The organism is Anoxybacillus sp. LAT27, from assembly GCF_022030075.1.
GTDB lineage: Bacteria > Bacillota > Bacilli > Bacillales > Anoxybacillaceae > Anoxybacillus > Anoxybacillus kestanbolensis.
The window spans coordinates 37,995-55,732 of the sequence record NZ_JAIWYK010000440.1 but is presented as its reverse complement, the minus strand read 5'-3'; the positions used below and the strand labels follow the sequence as shown (position 1 = coordinate 55,732).

Sequence of the window (17,738 nt, the reverse complement as noted above, 5' to 3'; positions counted from 1 at the left end):
CGCCATGTTTCATACGATTGAAGAAGCGATTTACGATTTAATGCAAGGAAAAATTATTATCGTTTGCGATGATGAAGATCGTGAAAATGAAGGGGATTTTGTAGCGCTTGCGGAAAAAGCAACGCCGGAAGTCATTAACTTTATGATTACACACGGGCGCGGTCTTGTGTGCGTGCCCATCACGGAAGAGTTGGCTGATCGGCTCGATTTAGCGCCGATGGTTAATCATAATACAGATGCGCATGGTACAGCGTTTACCGTCAGCATTGACCATAAAGCGACAACAACAGGCATTAGCGCATTTGAACGCTCGTTGACTATTCAAGAAATGCTCAACCCTGAAGCGAAAGCAAGCGATTTTAAACGACCAGGTCATATTTTCCCGCTTGTTGCGAAAAAAGGTGGGGTATTGCGTCGCGCCGGACATACGGAAGCTGCGGTCGATTTAGCCCGTCTTTGCGGGGCAAAGCCAGCAGGCGTTATTTGCGAAATTATAAAAGATGACGGAACAATGGCGCGCGTGCCTGATTTAAAGAAAATCGCGGAACAATTCGATATGAAAATGATTACGATTAAAGATTTAATCGCTTATCGCAATCGAAAAGAAAAGCTCGTCAAACGCGAAGTGGAAATTACGTTGCCAACGGACTTTGGTGAATTTAAAGTGATCGGATATTCAAATACGTTAGATGGGAAAGAACATATTGCCATCGTGAAAGGGGAAATCATCCCAGATGAACCTGTGCTCGTACGTGTCCATTCTGAATGTTTAACAGGCGATGTATTCGGCTCTCATCGTTGTGATTGCGGTCCGCAACTTCATGCAGCGCTCGCACAAATTGAAGAAGAAGGTCGAGGGGTATTGTTATATATGCGTCAAGAAGGACGCGGCATCGGCTTGTTAAATAAATTGCGTGCCTATAAACTGCAAGAACAAGGATACGATACGGTGGAAGCGAACGAAAAATTAGGTTTTGCGCCAGACTTGCGCGACTATGGCATTGGGGCGCAAATTTTAAAAGATTTAGGTGTGACAAAAATGCGTTTGTTGACGAACAATCCGCGGAAAATTACCGGACTGAAAGGATACGGCTTAGAAGTGGTAGAGCGTGTGCCGCTACAAATGCCAGCCAAACGCCATAATGAGCGCTATTTGCGCACAAAATACGAAAAACTAGGACATATGTTGCATTTTTAAGGAGGAGAAAAAATGAACGTATACGAAGGAAATTTAGTCGGAACAGGATTAAAAATAGGCATTGTTGTTGCGCGATTTAACGAATTTATTACAAGCAAATTGCTTGGCGGTGCGCTTGATGGATTAAAACGGCACGGAGTAGAGGAGCAACATATTGATGTCGCGTGGGTGCCAGGTGCATTTGAAATTCCGCTTGTCGCAAAAAAAATGGCAGAGTCGAAAAAATACGATGCGGTCATTACCCTCGGTGCCGTGATTCGTGGAGCAACGAGCCATTACGATTACGTATGCAATGAAGTAGCGAAAGGAACATCGCACGCCGCTCTTTCTTCAGGTGTTCCGGTTATTTTTGGCGTGTTGACGACAGATACGATTGAGCAAGCGATTGAACGCGCTGGGACAAAAGCAGGAAATAAAGGATGGGAAGCAGCGCTCAGCGCCATTGAAATGGCGAATGTCATGCGCACATTTTCTTAAAAAATGTTTAAAAAAGCGACAAGACCGTTTATAATAGCAATAGCGAGTAAACAATAAGTCTTGTCGATAATGAGGGATTCATATGCTAGTTCGCTATCGAAAAAACTATGAGAAAATTGCGATGGGTCTTTTGTCGTTTATGCCAAATGAAAAAGACTTAAAGCAGTTGCAACAAACGATGAAAAACTATGAAACGAACGACGATTGGCAGCTGTTTTTATGGAAGGAAGAAGAAGATTTTATTGGCATTATCGGCGCCATTGTGCGTGAACATGCGGTTGAAGTGCAACATATTAGCGTCAATCCGTCCCATCGTCATCAAGGGATTGGAAAGCAAATGGTGAAAGCGTTAAAAGAATTGTATCCAAACAAGTCGTTATGTGCCAATGACATGACCGCTCCATTTTTGGATAAATGCGAACAATGACAGGGATCAACGTCCCTGTCTTTTTTGCTTTTGTCGCTCACGTTCAGCAACGACATCACTTCGATCACGCAACTTATGTTTATGAATCGTATATTCGTTTGTCATATCGCTTTTTTCTCCCCATACAAGCCCTTTTTGATCGCATTGTTGTTGACATATATGCAACAAGGAAGCATCAATGATCGGCAAGCAAGTGCTTTCATACGGTTGTCCATGATTGATTCGCTCTACATATGTATGAATAAGCGCAATGAGTTGTTCTACATGTATGCCTAGCGCTTCATATGCTTGCTTTTCTCTTTCGCATGCGTTTAATGCTTTTGTAAACATTCGTTTTGCTCCGATCATATTTCCTCGGCGATAATGATACATCCCGACAGCGAGCTGAATGAAGCCGACCCATACATGTTCGCCTGTTTGTTTCCAATGTTCTTCTAGCACTTCATGACATTCAAAATAATCGCGCGTGGCATGGAAGTGAAGTAAATATTCGATATATGCCTTCGGATACAAGTGAAAGCCCCCCTTTTTTCATATGCTTACGTGTATTATACTATTACTTATGAATAAAGGTGGGATCAATGTGCATTATCATGTGAAATTAGATCAATTTGAAGGGCCACTTGATTTATTGCTACATTTAATTCATCGCTATGAAATTGATATTTATGATATTCCTGTGGCACAAATTACGGAGCAATATATGGCTTACATTCACGCGATGAAACAATTGCAACTTGATGTCGCAAGCGAATATTTAGTAATGGCGGCAACGCTTATTGAAATGAAAAGTAAAATGTTGTTGCCTAAGCATGAAGAAACATTGGAGGACGATGAATTATTTATTGAAGAAGATCCGCGTGAGCAACTCATGCAGCAGTTAATCGAGTATAAAAAGTTTAAAGAAGCTGCCAAACAGTTGCGCGAGCGTGAAGAAGAACGAGCGCTTTTATTTACGAAGCCACCGAGCGATTTAACGGCTTATGCGTCAAACGGTGCACCGCTTGCGCTCGATGTTGATTTGTATGATATGCTTGGGGCGCTCGCGAAATTGTTAAGGCGGAAAAAACTACAAAAACCGCTTCATACGAAAGTAGCGCGTCAAGAAATTCCGATTGGACGACGGATGGAAGAAATTTTACACATATTAAAATATGGAGAGCGAATGAACTTTTACGATTTATTTCCGTATGACGATCGCGAGCAAATTGTCGTGACGTTTTTAGCTTTGCTTGAATTAATTAAGCGAGATGAAATTATTGTTGAGCAAGAAAATAATTTTGCTGATTTATATATTCGACGAAAAGGTGATCGATATGAATGAACTAGCGATAATGGAAGCGCTATTGTTTGCTGCCGGAGAAGAAGGATTAACATACAAGCAACTGGCTGATGTGCTTGATATTCAAGAAGAACGTGTATATGAACTTGTGCAGCAATTAAAGCATATGTATGACGTAGCGGAGCGTGGCATTATGGTCGTCGAGATGGCAGGAACGCTTCAACTTGTGACGAAAAAACAATGTGCTCCATATTTGCAAAAACTTGTTGAGTCACCAACGACGTCATCGTTGTCACAAGCTGCGCTTGAAACGTTAGCGATCATCGCCTATCGCCAACCGATTACCCGCGCAGAAATTGAACAAATTCGCGGTGTTAAAAGCGATAAACCGCTTCAAACATTATTAGGAAAAGCGTTAATTAAAGAAGTCGGTCGTGCAGAAGGAACAGGTCGTCCTATCTTATACGGGACAACAAAAGAGTTTTTAGACTACTTTGGTTTAAAAACGTTAGACGAGCTTCCCCCTCTTCCAGAATGGGACGAACAAGAAGAAGAGCGCGAAGCCGACTTATTTTTCGAACGCCTTAACGAACAACTGCAAGAAGCGGGCGAACAACGATGAGTTTTCGTTTTTTCTTTGGGCTTCTTTTTATTTTTGTTTTTGGAAGAATGGTTGAATACGATGTAGAGACGTATATTTTACATCCAATTTTGCAAAGTGCATTTTTTCAACAGTCTGAAATAACCCTCTCAAAGAGGGTTATTTGCAAAGTGTTGAAAAAGTGGGGAGTCAAGAAAAAGTTCACTTTCCTCGTGAATTTTTTCTTCTTTTCTTTTTTCCTTATTTGTGGTAACTTAAATCTATACCATGTGATTGAAGGGATCGTAACTTGGTCCACTTCTTGAGGTTTTGGATCATGGCGGTGATCCAAACCTGAATCTGTACGTATGGAACTCCGCGGTATCGTGCAAAACGAAGTCCGTGGAGTTCTTTACTTTCTGCAAAGCTTCGTTCAATGGTCGCAGGGCGAACAAGGCGAAAAATTTTCCCTTTTTCAGATAGTCGACGTTTTTTCATTTGTTGGTAAACCTCTTGATGAACGGAGACTCGAAAGACGCGATCGCCTTTTCCGTTCGCCGCAGGGCAATTCGCACAACTGCCTTTGACATCAGGTTTGTATTCATGATACCCCGATCGAGTAGATGTGGAATAGAGAAATTTTACTCCACAAGGGCAAACATAGACGTCTTCCTTCACTAAACGGAATTGACTGGAACGACATTTTGAATGTTCCTTTCGATGAAATCGGCGATAAGAAACATAGGCAAGGATCCCTTTGTCTTCGAGCTCTCGTCCAAGACGTGCATTATAATAGCCTGCGTCTAATACGATATTTTCCGGTGTATAACCGACCCGTTGTTTGACTCGCTCGATGCGTTCAATGAGCACACGATGTCCTGGCACATTTGCCGATGTGACGTAGGCATCCAGAATGAAATTGTGTAGTGTGTCGACAATCCGATGATCATGGTAAGCAAATAAACCTCTTGGATCATGTTTGACGGATAGCCCTGCATCGGGATCTGTGGTACTGCAAATCACTTCTTTCTCTACCTCTTTCGGTGGTTTTGGATCTAAAGTTTTTTTGCCGTGTTGTAAGCGCTTTTTATTTACGAGCTGTAACACGTACTCATCTTCCTTCTCCACCACTTTTCGAACCACTTTCACGCGTTTCCGTTTGTTCGCATTGGCTTTCAACTCGGTTTCATCTGAAGCCCATGTTTCTGGGGATAAGAAGCCTTCTTTTTTAATCTGTAAGAGTACATATTCAAATAATGCTTCCCATATTTTCGGATTGACGCGATGGCGCAAAAATTTCGAAACGCTGGAGTGACATGGAGCAGAATCGTCCATGGAAAGACCTAGAAACCATCGGTACGTGATATGTTGGTCAATTTGTTTACAAGTGAAACGAACAGAACGAAACCCTTCAACATATTGAATGATCAAAATTTTTACTAACATCAAAGGATCAAGGGATGGACGACCTTTGTCCTCTGAATAAAACGGTTTTAATAAGGAGTACACGTAATCCCAATCCATCACTTTATCGATTTGAACAAGTAAATGACGTTTGTCGTACATTTTTTCATATGCTTTTCTGTTCTTTTTCAATTCTGACTTGGAGAAAGGACGGTACATACTTCTACCTCTCCTTCTTCATAGTTTTCCTTTAACATATTAACAAAAGAAAAACGATTTTGTCCTTGACAAAATCGTTTTTCAACAGTCTGAAGGATGAGGCTTTCCTCATCCTTTTCACATTTTCCTTTCGTTTTTCGTACAATGCGATAACGAAGGGGGGAGTATCATGGGAGTGATTAACACAAAAAACTGGTTTGAACATGACAAATGGCGTGAAAAAATAAACGAAGACGTACAGCGCCATTTATTCGCACATGGCATGGCACGGCGTAATCAACAGGAGATCATGAAACAGCTCGCTGAAAAAAATGTATGGGCGTTTGTCGCTAAAAAGTTTATGGAGCTAAGAAAAGAGTGGGACGGCCCGGATGTGCCGATTTATATTTTCCCCGCAGATGCCACAAATCGTTCACTTCAACATGAATTTGGCGGAAAGTCAGGCGTCGCTTTTTTCGATCAACTGTTTTTATTTTTACTTCCTCATGTCTCGAACGAACATATTTACGCCCTCCTCATTCACGAATATAACCACGTTTGTCGTTTACATGCTGATCCGAAAAACGAACGCGATTATACGCTCCTTGATCGCATCGTGATGGAAGGATTAGCCGAACATGCGGTGAGGGAGCGGCTTGGAAGCAAATATGTCGCCAAATGGACGACATATTATACGAAAGAACAACTTGAGCAATTTACTAAAAAATGGATCGTGCCAAACTTGTCTCTTTGTCCAGACGATGCTCGTTATCGTGCGCTTTTATACGGCTCAATGTTGTATCCACGCATGCTTGGTTATGCAGTTGGATATGAAGTGGTGAGACGAGCGCTAGCGAAAAAGACGATGACGGAGTTACTCACTATGACATCTGAACAAATTTTTTTTATGTAACGCATCGTTATGTCACTTGTTCATACATATAGTAGTGGACAAGGGGGCTAACGTATGCGTTTCTTTTTTTATTTGCTTGGGTTCGGGATGTCGGTGATCGGTGGGACGACGATGATTGCGTATTTAAACATTATGGCATCGCGCTCAGATTGGAAAGAATATTTGTTATTTATTAGCACAAAAGTGGAGTGTTATTTTTTACCGATTGGCTTATTCATGACGTGGCTAAGCATTTTTTTCCCATTTCGTGATGATGGTTAAATTTAGGGTGAAATGGAATAAAATGAACGACCTCTGACCATACTGTGAACAAATCGTTCGAAGTGAGGGGTTATGCATGTTGTATCTTCATGATGTTTGGGTAAATTGGTTTGAAGGAGAAGAAAACGGCTATAACGTTTGCCACTTTTATGAGTGGAGAAAAGATGATGCGATTGAACTGTTAGATCAAGTGCCAGTGTTGAAAGTGAGTGCACCATTGTTTCACTACTTAGAAAACAGCTTGGCCGAAATTCCGAAAGCGTTGCTTGAAGACGTATATCAAAAAGCGTACGTGCGCAAAAATCATGAGCGCATCCAGCTTGATTATTGTTTTATCGCCACAGACGGTTACGGCATTATCGCCATTGATACGATTGGCTATCATATTCCGATTCGAAAAAGCCGCCTCATTCCACGCCAAGAACAACTCGTTTATGAGATGATGAAAGAACAAGAAGTGCGCACATATCCGTTTCAACAAAGTGAAAAAGAATATCACATTTTATCGCCTCATCCTGCGCTCATGAGCGGATTAACGCGCAAAGAGCGGCAATTGAAGCAACTGTTATTTATGGCGCTTGATCAACTATACGGAACGAAGAATGTTGCCGAAGTGCGTTATTGGTATACGGAATGGGCGCCAGAAAAGTATGCATACATTCAACAAATGTCGTTTGAAGAAGCGTGGAACGGCTTGTACGAAGAAGCGAAACATGGATGGTCGGAGCGGCACGTTCATTTGTGCGAACGGCTTGTAAAAGGACAACCGTTTTTTGAAAAACTATGGGAAATGGAACAAGAACCGAAAGTGAATTAAAAAACTCAGCCCTTATGGAGCTGAGTTTTTTATCGTCTTTTTCTTCCTAACCCGATGGCATTTTCCATTTTCTTTAACATTTTGTTTGCGACGCGGTTTGCTTTTTCTGCTCCTTCGTCTAAAATGTCATCTAGTTTTGAGCTTTCCATAAGTTCATAATATTTTTGTTGGATTGGTGTCAATGCGTCAATAATAACTTGAGCGACATCGGATTTAAACTCCCCGTACCCTTTTCCAGCATATCGTTCTTCTAATCGCTCGATCGGTTCGTTCGCTAAAATGGAGTAAATCGTTAATAAGTTCGATACGCCCGGCTTCTTTTCTTTATCGTAACGAATGATGCCTTCTGAGTCTGTGACGGCGCTTTTTACTTTTTTCTCGATCGTTTTCGCATCGTCAAGTAGTGTAATGTAAGATTTTTGGTTTGGATCGGACTTGCTCATTTTTTTCGTCGGATCAGTAAGCGACATAATGCGGGCTCCGATTTTCGGAATGCGCGCCTCCGGGATCGTGAAAATGTCCCCATATCGTTTATTAAATCGCTCCGCTAAATCGCGTGTGAGCTCAATATGTTGTTTTTGGTCTTCACCGACAGGAACGATATCTGTCGAGTAAAGTAAAATGTCGGCTGCCATAAGCGGCGGATACGTTAACAATCCAGCGCTGACCGCTTCTTTTCCAGCTGATTTATCTTTAAATTGCGTCATCCGCTCTAATTCGCCAATGTAGGCGATGCATTGTAAAATCCAACCCGCTTGCGCATGCGCAGGTACTTCTGATTGAATAAACAACGTTGATTTGTTCGGATCGATGCCAACGGCTAAATAAAAGGCCGCTAAACTGCGAATGTTTTTCCGAAGCGCGAGCCGATCTTGCGGAACGGTAATCGCATGTTGATCGACGATACAAAAGTAGCAGTTGTAATCGTCTTGCAATTCAACAAATTGCTTCATCGCCCCGATATAGTTGCCAAGCGTAATGACACCGCTCGGTTGAATACCTGAAAAAATCGTCTTCATCGAATCACTCCTTTTCGTTTTTTAACAATAAAAAAAGTCCTATCATCTTTAGGGACGATAGAACCGTGGTGCCACCCTAGTTATTGTCGTTGCGACAATCACTTTGCCCATGCGCATGCATGGCACCTTTGTAACGTAAGGCAAACGTCCAAGCCTACTTTTTGTTCAGCTTGAATGCTCGAAAGCCCATTCCATACAACTAGCGGCTTGTTCGCACCATCCACAAGCTCTCTGAACGCCTCGTCATATGTACTATTCTTTGTCATCGCATCGGTTTTTGAAAACATTATATGAGTTTCCACTTCGATTGTCAATTCATGTATGAAAAAATGAGCGTTGCGCCTGTGACGACCAGCCCAGCAAAAAAAAGCGTCGCTCCCCATTGTCTTTTTGACGCGTCGTCGCGTTGTTCATCAGCCATGTATCGTTCAACAGGAGAACGAAACAATCGTTTAAAACTAGAGATAGTGACATCGAAAAATCCTTTTTCATATATGAACCGAAATCCGCCAATAATAACGAGTGGTTGGGCGATGTAAAAAGAAACATTAATAAATGTTAACCACTTCGTTTCAGAAAAAAGTGCAACCGTTAGCGCGATCAAAAATACGAAAAAGCTTGTCATGACTGCCTTTTTCACGATCTATCCACCTTTCACGCTTAATCGCTGTGAAGTATTATACTAAAAAAAGTGTAAATTTTCTATTTACAAATGTCCAGAAAACAAATAAAATAGTCATCAAGCTGATTTTATCAAATTTGTGAACAAACCTCGCATTTATTTAAAATGTTAGAAAATTTAAAAAAGGTTTCAAAAAAATCTTTTCAAATATATTAATTCGTTATATAATGTCCTTGTGTTTCAAATCTTCTGATAAATCAGAAGATGGAAATAAATACAATAAAAAGATGAGGGGGAAACTCGCATGAAGAAAAAGCTATCTGCCTTTTTCGCTCTTCTTCTTGTTGCTTCCATGGTGCTAGCAGCATGTGGCGGCAACAAAGCGGAAGAACCGAAACCTTCAGATGAAGGGAAACAGGAAACACCAGCAAAAGAGCAAGTATTAAACTTGCTTGAAACATCAGAAATTCCTTCTTTAGACTCTACGTTAGCAACTGACAGCGTGTCATTCCGCGTCATGAACAACGTATTTGAAGGTCTATATCGTTTAGACGAAAACAACGAGCCTACACCAGGAATGGCTGAAAGCTATGAAGTAAGCGAAGATGGAAAAGTATACACATTCAAACTTCGCGATGCGAAATGGTCAAATGGTGAGCCTGTAACGGCAAACGATTTCGTATATGCATGGAGAAAAGCGCTTGATCCAAACACAGGTGCTGAGTATGCATACATTATGTACGACATTAAAAACGCTGAAGAAGTAAACACAGGAAAAGTGCCTGTTGACCAATTAGGCGTCAAAGCAATTGACGAAAAAACGTTACAAGTTGAATTGAAAAACCCAATTCCTTATTTCTTAAGCTTATTAGCGTTCCCTACATTCTATCCACAAAACGAGAAATACGTAAAAGAGCAAGGGGACAAATACGGTCTTGAAGCAAATACAACAATTTACAACGGTCCGTTCGTATTAAGCGAGTGGAAACATGAGCAAAGCTTCCAATTAAAGAAAAACGAGCAATATTGGGATGCGCAAACTGTAAAACTTGAAACAATTAACTTCAACATCGTGAAAGACGTTGCGACTGGTGTAAACTTATACGAAACAAACAAAGCTGACCGCGTCGGTTTAAGCGCAGAGTTTGTTGATAAGTACAGCAGCGACAAAAACTTCAAAACAAAATCAGAGCCTGTATTGTTCTTCATTCGCATGAACCAAAAGAATGAAGTGTTGAAAAACGTCAACGCTCGTAAAGCGATTGCGATGGGCTTCGACAAAGAAGCAATGGTTGCAACAATTTTAAATAACGGTTCAAAGGCAGCGAACTATTTCGTTCCAGAAGGATTCGTTACTGGTCCGAACGGAAAAGACTTCCGTGAAGAAAACGGCGATTTAGTGAAATTTAACGCAGAAGAAGCGAAAAAATATTGGGAACAAGCGAAAAAAGAGCTTGGCAAAGACAAAGTTACGCTTGAGTTGTTAAACTACGACTCTGAAAGCGCGAAGAAAATCGGTGAGTTCTTAAAAGAGCAACTTGAAACAAACTTACCTGGTTTAACAGTTAACATTAAGCAACAACCATTTAAGCAAAAACTTGATCTTGAAAGCAAAATGCAATATGAATTATCATTTGCTGGTTGGGGTCCAGACTATCAAGACCCAATGACATTCATCGACATGTTTGTCACAAACGGTGCGCACAACCAAACAGGTTGGTCAAATGCTGAGTATGACAAGCTTGTACAAGATGCGAAAACAACGCTTCTTTCTGACTTGCAAGCTCGTTGGGATGCGATGGTCAAAGCTGAGAAAATCTTGTTAGATGAAGCAGTCATCGCTCCAATGTATCAACGTGGTGCGGCATACCTAGAGCGTGAATACGTGAAAGGTATCGTTGATCATCCATTCGGTCCAGACAACAGCTACAAGTGGGCATATATCGAGTAATCGAAAAGAAAGGAGAGTATATGTGCGACAAGCATATACTCTCCTTTTGCCTGCTAATCCGGGAAATTTCAAAAAGTTTTTAATTTTGTAAGGAGGTGTGCAATATGGCACGATACACGTTACAACGTTTTATTTACATGTTAATTACGTTGTTCATTATCGCAACGGCAACGTTCTTTTTAATGAAGCTTCTCCCAGGTTCCCCTCTCCAAAATCAAGAGAAGTTATCGCCAGAACAACAACAAATTATTTTAGAGAAATATGGATTAAACGATCCGGTGCCAGTGCAATACGTTCGTTATTTAGGTAACTTAGTTAAAGGAGATTTAGGCGTTTCTTTCCAATATGACAATCGCCCAGTGACACAATTAATTGGTGATCGTATTGGTCCATCTGCACAACTTGGTTTTCAAGCGCTTGTGTTTGGAACAATTGTCGGTATTTTACTCGGTGTCATTGCAGCAGTTCGTCATAATACGGCTCTTGACTATGGTGCAACAGTACTAGCTGTATTAGGTATTTCTATTCCATCATTCGTATTTGGTGGTTTACTGCAATACTATGTTGGTGTAAAACTACAGTGGCTACCTGTTGCGTTTTGGGATGGTTTTGAGTACACGATTATGCCAACGTTAGCATTATCGGTGTTTGTTATTGCAAGCATCGCTCGTTTTATGCGTACGGAAATGTTAGAAGTGCTCGGTTCCGACTACATTTTAACCGCGCGTGCGAAAGGGATTAGCGGCTTTGGGGTTATTTTTAAACACGGATTACGAAACGCAATGATTCCAATTATTACAATTCTTGGTCCGATGGCTGTTAACTTAATGACAGGAACGCTTGTTATCGAACAAATTTTTGCTGTTCCTGGATTAGGGGAGCAGTTCGTTCGTTCCATTAATTTAAACGATTACCCTGTGATTATGGGGACGACCATTTTCTATAGTGCGTTATTTATTCTCGTTATTTTTATTGTGGACTTGCTTTACGGTTTAATTGATCCGCGAATTCGTTTAGCGGGAGGGAAAAAATAATGACAGAAAAACAATTATCTCCTGAGTTATTTGAATTAGCACCAGAACGTCAAGGTGATATGGAAAAAATTAATCGCCCAAGCTTAACTTTTTTACAAGATGCTTGGATTCGATTAAGAAAAAATAAAGGTGCTGTTTTCGGATTAGTGATGATTATCGCTATTACACTTATGGCGATTTTTGCACCGATATTTAGTGATCATACGTATAAAGAACAAAATTTAAAACATGCGAAATTACCACCGCGCATTCCGGTGTTAGAAAATATAGATTGGCTTCCGTTTAACGGAAAAGATATGAACGGCATTGATGTGTACGAGAAACGTGGGGTAAAAGAATATTATTGGTTTGGAACGGACGATCTCGGCCGTGATTTATGGACGCGCACATGGTACGGAGCACGCATTTCGCTGTACATCGGTGTATTAGCAGCAGCGATTGATTTGTTAATTGGAATTATTTACGGTGGCGTTTCAGGATTTTACGGCGGTCGCGTCGATAATGTCATGCAGCGCATTATTGAAGTGTTAGTTGGTATTCCGAACTTAATCGTTGTTATCTTATTTATTCTCGTGTTCGAACCGGGAATTATTTCGATTACAATGGCGATGGTTATTACTGGATGGGTGACGATGGCACGGATCGTGCGCGGACAAATTTTAAAATTAAAAAATATGGAATACGTGTTAGCCGCTCGCACGCTCGGTGCATCTGATTCGCGCATTATCGCTAAACATTTATTACCGAACGTTGTTGGACCGATTATTATTACGACGATGTTTACGATTCCGAGTGCGATCTTTACTGAGGCGTTTTTAAGCTTTATCGGACTTGGTATTCGTCCACCGGAAGCGTCTCTCGGTTCGCTCGTTAATGACGGTTACAAATCGATCCAAACGTTCCCGCATTTAATGATGATTCCAGCGTTTGTGATCAGCTTGCTCATTTTAAGCTTTAACTTATTAGCAGACGGATTACGCGATGCGCTCGATCCGAAAATGCGTAAGTAACGGATGAAAGGGGTGGAATGATGGAAAAAGTACTAGAAGTAAAAGATTTGCACATTTCTTTTGACGTATACGGCGGTGAAGTACAAGCTGTACGTGGTGTATCATTTGATTTATATAAAGGCGAGACGCTTGCGATTGTTGGGGAGTCTGGTTCAGGAAAATCGGTGACTTCAAAAGCGCTTATGCGTTTACTACCGGTTCCTCCTGCGCGAATTAAACAAGGACAAATTTTGTTAGAAGGTCGCGATTTAACGAAGCTGTCAGAAAAAGAAATGCAGCGTGTACGCGGGGCGGAAATTTCGATGATTTTCCAAGACCCGATGACAGCATTAAATCCGACGATGACAATCGGAAAACAAATTACAGAAGTATTATTAAAGCATCAACAAATGACAAAAGAAGAGGCGAAAGCGCGCGCCATCGAGTTGCTTGACCTCGTTGGGATTAAAGAACCAGCGCTTCGTTTTAAACAATATCCACATCAATTGTCAGGCGGGATGCGTCAACGCGTCGTTATTGCGATCGCGCTTGCATGCAATCCGAAAGTGTTAATTGCCGATGAGCCGACAACAGCGTTAGACGTAACGATTCAGGCGCAAATTTTAGAACTTATTAAAGACATTCAGAAAAAGACAGGAACGTCGATTATTTTCATTACGCACGATTTAGGTGTTGTGGCAAACGTAGCTGATCGCGTCGCGGTCATGTATGCCGGAAAAATTGTTGAAAAAGGAACGGTTGATGAAATTTTTTACAATCCAAAACATCCGTATACATGGGGGCTGCTTGCATCGATGCCAAGTTTAGAGCACGGAGACGAAGAGTTATATTCGATTCCTGGAACGCCTCCAGATTTATTAAATCCGCCAAAAGGTGATGCGTTTGCACCACGTAATGCGTACGCGTTAAAAATCGACTATGAAATGGAACCGCCAATGTTTCAAGTATCTGATACGCACTATGCGGCAACGTGGTTGCTTCATCCGAATGCACCGAAAGTCGAACCTCCGAAAGTCGTTCGTGAACGGATGAAAAAATTCGTTACACTAACGAACAACAAAGGAGGGAATAAGCAATGAGCGAAAAACAAAAACTCGTTGAAGTGAAAAACTTAAAACAATATTTTAAAGTCGGGAAAGGTCGAGTTGTTAAGGCGGTTGACGATGTGACGTTCGACATTTATAAAGGCGAAACGCTCGGTCTTGTTGGGGAGTCAGGATGCGGAAAGTCAACGACAGGCCGTACGATTATCGGTTTATATGAAGCAACAGATGGTGAAGTGTTGTTTAACGGATTGAGCGTCCATCGAAAAAAATCGGCGAAAGAAGCGAAAGAATTAAAACGGAAAATGCAAATGATTTTCCAAGATCCGTATGCGTCATTAAATCCACGTATGACGGTTGCGGATATTATTGCGGAAGGCATCGATATTCACGGCTTAGCGTCGTCGCGAGAAGAGCGCATGAATCGCGTATATGAGCTTCTTGAAACAGTCGGGTTAAATCGTGAACATGCGAATCGCTATCCGCATGAGTTTTCGGGTGGGCAGCGTCAGCGGATCGGTATTGCGCGCGCATTGGCGGTTGAGCCGGAGTTTATTATTGCGGACGAGCCAATTTCGGCACTTGACGTATCGATTCAAGCGCAAGTCGTCAACTTAATGAAAAAGTTGCAGCGTGAAAAAGGATTGACGTACTTATTTATCGCGCACGACTTATCGATGGTCAAATACATTAGCGATCGCATTGGTGTCATGTATTTCGGAAAAATGGTTGAGCTTGCCGATGCGGAAGAATTGTATCGCAACCCAATTCATCCATACACGAAATCGCTTCTTTCTGCGATTCCGCATCCAGATCCAGAAACAGAGCGGACGCGTAAGCGCATCATTTACGATCCGTCACAACATAACTATAAAGAAGGCGAAGACGTGCGCATGCGCGAAATTACGCCAGGTCATTTCGTTTACTGCTCCGAAGCAGAGTACGAAAAATATAAAGCGATGTACAGCTAATCTCTCGTTCGAGAGATTAGCTTTTTTTCACTTCACTGCTTTTTTCGTTTTCTGCACTAAAGTATTATACAATATTTTGATTCATTTGACTATTTTGTTTGTAAAAAAAACTCCGAGATTTATCTCGAAGCTTTTTTTCCGCCAACTGTTTTCCAGCCCGTTTGCATCTGTTCGCTCATCGATGTATGTAATCGTTTTTTTCGCCCGCCAAATATGTTTTCACCAATGCCGTTTAAAATGACGCCCATAAGCGCCGTAATGCCGATTACTAAAATGGCGACGATCGTAAAGTCGATAAAAAATTGCGCCATACGTTTTCCCCCTTTGTTTGCCATGTCTATTTTTATTGTAGAGAAAATTTAAAATGTAAGCAATAAAAAATGAAACCATTTTGATCGGACAACCGTATAATATGTTGGGTAAAATTGAAAAAAGGTGTATCTTTCTAAACTTTTTTGTTGTATAATGTACGTTGTAAAGTTTTTTAAAGTCATTTTAAAATAAGATGTGTTTTAATACAGAAAGCGAATAAAGCAACCCATAAGGGAGTGATTCATATATGGTGATCGTATATTCATCGCCAAGTTGTACGTCTTGCCGAAAAGCAAAAGCGTGGTTAGAAGAGCATAACATTCCGTATAAAGAGCGCAACATTTTTGCAGAGCCGTTAACGATTGAAGAAATTAAAAGCATTTTGCGCATGACAGAAAACGGAACGGACGAAATTATTTCAACGAGATCGAAGATTTTTCAAAAGTTAAATATTCAACTCGATTCGTTGCCGTTGCAAGATTTATATGAAATTATTCGTCAACATCCAGGCTTGTTGCGCCGTCCGATCATTATGGACGAAAAGCGCCTACAAGTTGGCTACAATGAAGACGAAATTCGTCGCTTTTTACCGAGAAAAGTGCGTACGTATCAATTGCGTCAAGCACAGCAACTCGTCAACAACAAAGGCTTAGCATAAACGCTAAGCCTTTTATAGTAATGGCGAAAGGAGGCGAGCTGTCGATTCAGTCATGCGCATCCAAAGCGGTCGGCGTTTGAATTGATTGATATCAATTTTTGATGAATGCTCGAAGTCGTTTATAAAATCATCGACTAACGTTTGTACGCTTGGCGTTTGATATAAAAACGCATTTACCTCAAAATTTAAATGAAAGCTGCGCATATCCATGTTCGCTGTACCGATGGAAGCGAGTTCCCCATCTACAACGATAATTTTGCTGTGCATAAATCCTTTTTCGTATTCGTAAATGGTCGCTCCTGCTTCGAGTAGTTCGGGAAAATAAGAGCGTGACGCGTAAAATACAATTTTTTTATCCGGTCGCTTTGGGACAAGAAGCCGCACGTCAATTCCGCTTAATGCCGCCACTTTTAATGCCGTTAAAATGTCTTCATCTGGAATAAAATACGGCGAGGCGATCCAAATCGAGCGCTGTGCCGATGTAATCATCGCGAAAAATAAATGTTTAATGACTTCCCATTTCGTATCCGGTCCGCCAGCGACAAGCTGAACGCCTCCAAGTGCTTCATCCTCAACTGTCGGTGCACTTAAGTAGTTCATCGTTAATAGCTGTTGACCGGTCATGTAATACCAATCTTGTAAAAAAATAAGTTGTAGCGTACGTACTGCTTCGCCGTACACGAATAAATGCGTATCGCGCCAAAAGCCGAAATATTCGTTTTTCCCTAAATATTCGTCCCCGATATTTAACCCGCCAACAAAACCGACTTTTCCATCAATGACGATAATTTTACGATGGTTGCGGAAGTTAATTTTATTGTTTAAAAACGGCAAGCGCACAGGGGAGAAAGGGATGATATCGACGCCAGCTTCACGCATCTCCTGTATGTACGTTTTCGATAGCTGCCAACTGCCGACCGCATCGTATAAAAAGCGAACGTGCACTCCTTTTTTTGCTTTGTCCATTAATATTTGCTTCAGCCGTTGGCCGATGTCGTCGTCACGTACGATATAATATTCAAGATGAATGTGATGCTCGGCTTTTTCTAACTCTTTAAAAATGGTTGTAAACGTTTCTTCTCCGTTCGTCAACACACGTGTTTTTGTCGCAGTTGAAATCGATTCTTTCGTCATGTGTCTCGCTAGTTGTAGCAACGGCTGTTGATGCGGTTTCATATATAATGTTTGCGCGTCATGCGTCTCGTTGCGCTCTAGTTTGCGAAACGTTTGTTCATCAAGCAACGCCTTTTTTCGAAATAGTCGTTTTTTGCGATAGTTTTGGCCGAGTAAAAAATAAAGAATAAAACCAACGAGCGGAAAGCTGCTAAATAAAACGAGCCATGTGAGCGTTTTCGTTGGATGGCGATTTTCTAAAAAGATGACAAACGAAATAAAAATCACTGACAAGGTGACAAATAAGCTGAACGTTCCGAGCAGCCAGCCTTCCCAATAATCTTTTGTCACTACTAAAAAGCCGACGAAAGCAAGTATAAATAGCACAACTTTTAAAGCGTTTCTCATTTGTTGTTCACCTGACCTCGCGAGAAAAAAGCCGATTTCA

The 17,738-nt window shown here is 41.3% G+C and carries 20 protein-coding genes and 1 other annotated feature; of the genes, 14 read left to right on the top strand and 6 right to left on the bottom strand.

The genetic code is table 11. From position 1 onward, the window contains the following. The first annotated feature begins 4 nt into the window (after positions 1-4). The 3 genes from LD028_RS14265 to LD028_RS14255 all read left to right on the top strand — a co-directional run bounded on the left by LD028_RS14265 (position 5) and on the right by LD028_RS14255 (position 2,102). The gene (locus LD028_RS14265) at positions 5-1,198 is read left to right on the top strand and encodes a bifunctional 3,4-dihydroxy-2-butanone-4-phosphate synthase/GTP cyclohydrolase II (RefSeq protein WP_004889735.1); all 1,194 of its coding nucleotides are present in this window, start codon (positions 5-7) and stop codon (positions 1,196-1,198) included. Positions 1,199-1,210: 12 nt separating this feature from the next. Further along, a complete protein-coding gene (gene ribH, locus LD028_RS14260) occupies positions 1,211-1,675 on the top strand; it encodes a 6,7-dimethyl-8-ribityllumazine synthase (RefSeq protein ID WP_237812148.1) in 465 nt (154 codons plus the stop codon). A gap of 82 nt (positions 1,676-1,757) precedes the next feature. After that, positions 1,758-2,102, top strand: a complete 345-nt coding sequence (locus tag LD028_RS14255) for a GNAT family N-acetyltransferase (protein WP_006318213.1) — start codon at positions 1,758-1,760, stop codon at positions 2,100-2,102. A 6-nt stretch (positions 2,103-2,108) separates the two neighbouring features. Here the strand turns inward: LD028_RS14255 and LD028_RS14250 are convergent, their stop codons facing one another. Then, positions 2,109-2,615, bottom strand: a complete 507-nt coding sequence (locus LD028_RS14250; protein WP_237812147.1) for a DUF309 domain-containing protein — start codon at positions 2,613-2,615, stop codon at positions 2,109-2,111. A 49-nt stretch (positions 2,616-2,664) separates the two neighbouring features. Between LD028_RS14250 and LD028_RS14245 the strand changes: the two genes are divergently transcribed. Beyond that, on the top strand, positions 2,665-3,426 hold the full coding sequence (locus tag LD028_RS14245; protein WP_237812146.1) for a segregation/condensation protein A: 762 nt from the start codon (positions 2,665-2,667) through the stop codon (positions 3,424-3,426). After that, the gene (scpB, locus tag LD028_RS14240; protein WP_080630414.1) at positions 3,419-4,006 is read left to right on the top strand and encodes an SMC-Scp complex subunit ScpB; all 588 of its coding nucleotides are present in this window, start codon (positions 3,419-3,421) and stop codon (positions 4,004-4,006) included. The genes LD028_RS14245 and scpB overlap by 8 nt, the downstream gene beginning before the upstream one ends. Before the next feature lie 219 nt (positions 4,007-4,225). Here scpB and LD028_RS14235 read toward each other — a convergent pair whose 3' ends face one another. Continuing rightward, positions 4,226-5,587 carry an IS1182 family transposase gene (locus tag LD028_RS14235; RefSeq protein WP_237812145.1) on the bottom strand — a complete coding sequence of 454 codons (1,362 nt, stop codon included), beginning with the start codon at positions 5,585-5,587 and terminating at the stop codon, positions 4,226-4,228. Between the two features lie 169 nt (positions 5,588-5,756). On the opposite strand from LD028_RS14235, the gene LD028_RS14230 reads away from it, so the two are divergent. The 3 genes from LD028_RS14230 to LD028_RS14220 all read left to right on the top strand — a co-directional run bounded on the left by LD028_RS14230 (position 5,757) and on the right by LD028_RS14220 (position 7,557). Beyond that, entirely contained in the window at positions 5,757-6,479 is a 723-nt protein-coding gene (locus tag LD028_RS14230; RefSeq protein WP_237812144.1) for a DUF2268 domain-containing putative Zn-dependent protease, read from the top strand. Between the two features lie 54 nt (positions 6,480-6,533). Next, complete coding sequence (locus LD028_RS14225) at positions 6,534-6,740, top strand: YuzI family membrane protein (protein ID WP_006318836.1); 207 nt, start codon at positions 6,534-6,536, stop codon at positions 6,738-6,740. A gap of 76 nt (positions 6,741-6,816) precedes the next feature. Beyond that, positions 6,817-7,557, top strand: a complete 741-nt coding sequence (locus tag LD028_RS14220; protein WP_006318835.1) for a YjbA family protein — start codon at positions 6,817-6,819, stop codon at positions 7,555-7,557. A 29-nt stretch (positions 7,558-7,586) separates the two neighbouring features. On the opposite strand, the gene trpS is transcribed toward LD028_RS14220, so the two are convergent. Both trpS and LD028_RS14210 read right to left on the bottom strand, forming a co-directional pair. Then, entirely contained in the window at positions 7,587-8,576 is a 990-nt protein-coding gene (gene trpS / locus LD028_RS14215; protein ID WP_237812143.1) for a tryptophan--tRNA ligase, read from the bottom strand. Positions 8,577-8,623: 47 nt separating this feature from the next. Next, positions 8,624-8,851, bottom strand: a binding site (T-box leader). A gap of 35 nt (positions 8,852-8,886) precedes the next feature. Then, the gene (locus LD028_RS14210) at positions 8,887-9,216 is read right to left on the bottom strand and encodes a DUF3899 domain-containing protein (RefSeq protein WP_237812142.1); all 330 of its coding nucleotides are present in this window, start codon (positions 9,214-9,216) and stop codon (positions 8,887-8,889) included. 286 nt (positions 9,217-9,502) lie between these two features. Between LD028_RS14210 and LD028_RS14205 the strand changes: the two genes are divergently transcribed. The 5 genes from LD028_RS14205 to LD028_RS14185 all read left to right on the top strand — a co-directional run bounded on the left by LD028_RS14205 (position 9,503) and on the right by LD028_RS14185 (position 15,207). Next, positions 9,503-11,149 carry a peptide ABC transporter substrate-binding protein gene (locus LD028_RS14205; RefSeq protein ID WP_237812141.1) on the top strand — a complete coding sequence of 549 codons (1,647 nt, stop codon included), beginning with the start codon at positions 9,503-9,505 and terminating at the stop codon, positions 11,147-11,149. A gap of 104 nt (positions 11,150-11,253) precedes the next feature. Then, positions 11,254-12,183 carry an oligopeptide ABC transporter permease gene (gene opp3b, locus LD028_RS14200; RefSeq protein WP_237812140.1) on the top strand — a complete coding sequence of 310 codons (930 nt, stop codon included), beginning with the start codon at positions 11,254-11,256 and terminating at the stop codon, positions 12,181-12,183. Continuing rightward, on the top strand, positions 12,183-13,193 hold the full coding sequence (gene opp3C / locus LD028_RS14195; protein WP_255706985.1) for an oligopeptide ABC transporter permease: 1,011 nt from the start codon (positions 12,183-12,185) through the stop codon (positions 13,191-13,193). The genes opp3b and opp3C overlap by 1 nt, the downstream gene beginning before the upstream one ends. A gap of 20 nt (positions 13,194-13,213) precedes the next feature. Continuing rightward, on the top strand, positions 13,214-14,272 hold the full coding sequence (locus LD028_RS14190) for an ABC transporter ATP-binding protein (RefSeq protein ID WP_237812139.1): 1,059 nt from the start codon (positions 13,214-13,216) through the stop codon (positions 14,270-14,272). Then, entirely contained in the window at positions 14,269-15,207 is a 939-nt protein-coding gene (locus tag LD028_RS14185) for an ABC transporter ATP-binding protein (protein ID WP_237812138.1), read from the top strand. The genes LD028_RS14190 and LD028_RS14185 overlap by 4 nt, the downstream gene beginning before the upstream one ends. 119 nt (positions 15,208-15,326) lie before the next feature. Here the strand turns inward: LD028_RS14185 and LD028_RS14180 are convergent, their stop codons facing one another. Further along, positions 15,327-15,518: a hypothetical protein gene (locus LD028_RS14180; RefSeq protein ID WP_237812137.1), complete on the bottom strand. Its 192-nt coding sequence runs from the start codon at positions 15,516-15,518 to the stop codon at positions 15,327-15,329. A 248-nt stretch (positions 15,519-15,766) separates the two neighbouring features. On the opposite strand from LD028_RS14180, the gene spxA reads away from it, so the two are divergent. Next, positions 15,767-16,177: a transcriptional regulator SpxA gene (spxA, locus tag LD028_RS14175; protein WP_237812136.1), complete on the top strand. Its 411-nt coding sequence runs from the start codon at positions 15,767-15,769 to the stop codon at positions 16,175-16,177. A gap of 12 nt (positions 16,178-16,189) precedes the next feature. Here spxA and cls read toward each other — a convergent pair whose 3' ends face one another. Continuing rightward, entirely contained in the window at positions 16,190-17,698 is a 1,509-nt protein-coding gene (gene cls / locus LD028_RS14170; protein ID WP_237812135.1) for a cardiolipin synthase, read from the bottom strand. Between the last annotated feature and the right edge of the window lie 40 nt (positions 17,699-17,738).

Coding starts and splice junctions, on each gene's coding strand:
- cls (WP_237812135.1), bottom strand. CDS start 17,698: ATGAGAAACGCTTTAAAAGTTGTGCTATTTATACTTGCTTTCGTCGGC.
- spxA (WP_237812136.1), top strand. CDS start 15,767: ATGGTGATCGTATATTCATCGCCAAGTTGTACGTCTTGCCGAAAAGCA.
- LD028_RS14235 (WP_237812145.1), bottom strand. CDS start 5,587: ATGTACCGTCCTTTCTCCAAGTCAGAATTGAAAAAGAACAGAAAAGCA.
- LD028_RS14255 (WP_006318213.1), top strand. CDS start 1,758: ATGCTAGTTCGCTATCGAAAAAACTATGAGAAAATTGCGATGGGTCTT.
- LD028_RS14245 (WP_237812146.1), top strand. CDS start 2,665: ATGAATAAAGGTGGGATCAATGTGCATTATCATGTGAAATTAGATCAA.
- opp3b (WP_237812140.1), top strand. CDS start 11,254: ATGGCACGATACACGTTACAACGTTTTATTTACATGTTAATTACGTTG.
- LD028_RS14190 (WP_237812139.1), top strand. CDS start 13,214: ATGGAAAAAGTACTAGAAGTAAAAGATTTGCACATTTCTTTTGACGTA.
- LD028_RS14205 (WP_237812141.1), top strand. CDS start 9,503: ATGAAGAAAAAGCTATCTGCCTTTTTCGCTCTTCTTCTTGTTGCTTCC.
- opp3C (WP_255706985.1), top strand. CDS start 12,183: ATGACAGAAAAACAATTATCTCCTGAGTTATTTGAATTAGCACCAGAA.
- LD028_RS14230 (WP_237812144.1), top strand. CDS start 5,757: ATGGGAGTGATTAACACAAAAAACTGGTTTGAACATGACAAATGGCGT.
- trpS (WP_237812143.1), bottom strand. CDS start 8,576: ATGAAGACGATTTTTTCAGGTATTCAACCGAGCGGTGTCATTACGCTT.
- scpB (WP_080630414.1), top strand. CDS start 3,419: ATGAATGAACTAGCGATAATGGAAGCGCTATTGTTTGCTGCCGGAGAA.
- LD028_RS14185 (WP_237812138.1), top strand. CDS start 14,269: ATGAGCGAAAAACAAAAACTCGTTGAAGTGAAAAACTTAAAACAATAT.
- LD028_RS14180 (WP_237812137.1), bottom strand. CDS start 15,518: ATGGCGCAATTTTTTATCGACTTTACGATCGTCGCCATTTTAGTAATC.
- ribH (WP_237812148.1), top strand. CDS start 1,211: ATGAACGTATACGAAGGAAATTTAGTCGGAACAGGATTAAAAATAGGC.
- LD028_RS14225 (WP_006318836.1), top strand. CDS start 6,534: ATGCGTTTCTTTTTTTATTTGCTTGGGTTCGGGATGTCGGTGATCGGT.
- LD028_RS14265 (WP_004889735.1), top strand. CDS start 5: ATGTTTCATACGATTGAAGAAGCGATTTACGATTTAATGCAAGGAAAA.
- LD028_RS14220 (WP_006318835.1), top strand. CDS start 6,817: ATGTTGTATCTTCATGATGTTTGGGTAAATTGGTTTGAAGGAGAAGAA.